The sequence below is a fragment of the Mesorhizobium sp. YR577 genome, assembly GCF_900116595.1.
In the GTDB taxonomy this organism is placed as follows: Bacteria; Pseudomonadota; Alphaproteobacteria; order Rhizobiales; family Rhizobiaceae; genus Mesorhizobium_M.
Genome location: NZ_FPBI01000067.1, coordinates 1 through 1,654 on the forward strand (window position 1 = coordinate 1; position 1,654 = coordinate 1,654).

The window sequence follows — 1,654 nt, forward strand, 5'->3', positions numbered from 1 at the left end:
GGGTCTGACTCACATTCGATGATTTTGGATGCTCGCGTGGCGCTGTTTTCCGAGGGGAATCAGCATCATGACGAGAAATCTGCGTTTGTCGGCCTTGATCCCGACGGGATTGGTGGTCGAGGCCATTGCCGAGAGCGAAGGAGTGATTACCGTTACCGCTCGCTCGGGGGCGCCAGCGCGACCTTGCCCTCTCTGCCGCAGGGTGTCGAGCCGGGTCCACAGCCGCTATGTTCGACGAGTGTCGGATCTTCCTTGTACCGGGACGAAGGTAGAGCTTCGGCTCGTGGCGCGCCGCTTTATCTGTGATGCGACGTTCTGCCGGCGGCGAATCTTCGCGGAACGATTCGAAGATGGGGTTGTCGCTGAGCGGTCACGGCACACGTCCCGATTGGAATGCATCGTCCATCACCTTGGGCTGGCGCTTGGCGGCAGGCCGGCGGCCAGTTTTGCAAAGCGGCTGATGGTCCCGGTCAGCAATGACACACTGCTGCGGGTCGTTCGTCGGCGGGCTTGTTTGCGAACGGATACTCTCAAAGTTGTCGGTGTTGACGACTGGGCTTGGCGCAGAAACCATCGCTACGGCACCATCGTCTGCGACCTGGAGCGGCGGCGCATCGTGACACTATTGCCAGATCGTGAGATTGCGACCGTCGAGGCGTGGTTGGCTGACCATCCGCAGATCGCAATCGTCTCGCGCGACCGCGGCGGCGGATATGGAGAGGCGACGGCAAGAGCCTTGCCAAATGCGGTTCAGGTCGCCGATAGATGGCACCTGATGGAAAACGCCAGCGCGGCATTCCTCGACGCCGTTCGCAAATCGATGCGGACTATCCGAGCAGCGATCGGTGCCACGACGATCAACCCAGACCTGCTCACCTATGCCGAGAAACTGCAATACGAAGGCTATCTGCGGCGCGAGGAAACGAACGCGGCCATCATGAAACTTGCTGGCGAAGGCATTCCCATCAAGGAGATCGTGCGCCGCACCGGTCATAGCCGCAAACTCGTCCGCCAGGTGATCCGTGGCCAGCGGACCGATATATTCCGCGTCCGGCAGAGTTCACTCGAAGCCTGGCTCCCCTTCCTGGACGGGCAATGGGTCTCGGGTTGCCACAATGCAAGCGAGCTTTGGCGGCGGCTGAAGACAAAAGGCTTTCGGGGACGCCTGGGTGTCGTCAGCGAGTGGGCGCGGCGACGTCGGCGCGCCGAACAGGCCTCCGATCAGCAACTCCACAAGGTGCCGTCAGCCAGAACGATCGCCCGATTGATGACGACTGCACGTGATCATCTGAGCAAAGCCGACACTGTGATGATAGCCGCCGTCGAGGCGGGCGTGCCCATGCTGGTGGAAGCACGCAACCTCGTCGCCGGTTTCCATTCCATGATCCGCAAGAAGCTTGACGATGATCTCGAGCTGTGGATCGCGGCCGCCAGCAGAAGTCTCGTCGCATCTTTCGCCAACGGCATCGTTCGTGACCACGCCGCTGTCCGCGCGGCCATCACCGAGCCATGGTCGAACGGCCAGACAGAGGGTCAGATCACCAAGCTCAAGCTCGTCAAGCGCCAAATGTATGGACGTGGAAAGATCGACCTCCTGCAAGCCAGATTGATCGGTGCGGCATGACCCAAACTTCATCGAGAGTGCGTCAGACCC

The 1,654-nt window shown here is 60.9% G+C and carries 1 protein-coding gene; it reads left to right on the forward strand.

What is annotated here, in order from left to right; all coding sequences use genetic code 11:
* Nucleotides 1-67: 67 nt before the first annotated feature.
* Entirely contained in the window at nucleotides 68-1,624 is a 1,557-nt protein-coding gene (locus BM413_RS32340) for an ISL3 family transposase (RefSeq protein ID WP_091918918.1), read from the forward strand.
* Nucleotides 1,625-1,654: the final 30 nt, after the last annotated feature.

Excerpts from the sequence above, each read along its gene's own strand:
- BM413_RS32340 (WP_091918918.1), top strand. The coding sequence starts at position 68 with ATGACGAGAAATCTGCGTTTGTCGGCCTTGATCCCGACGGGATTGGTG.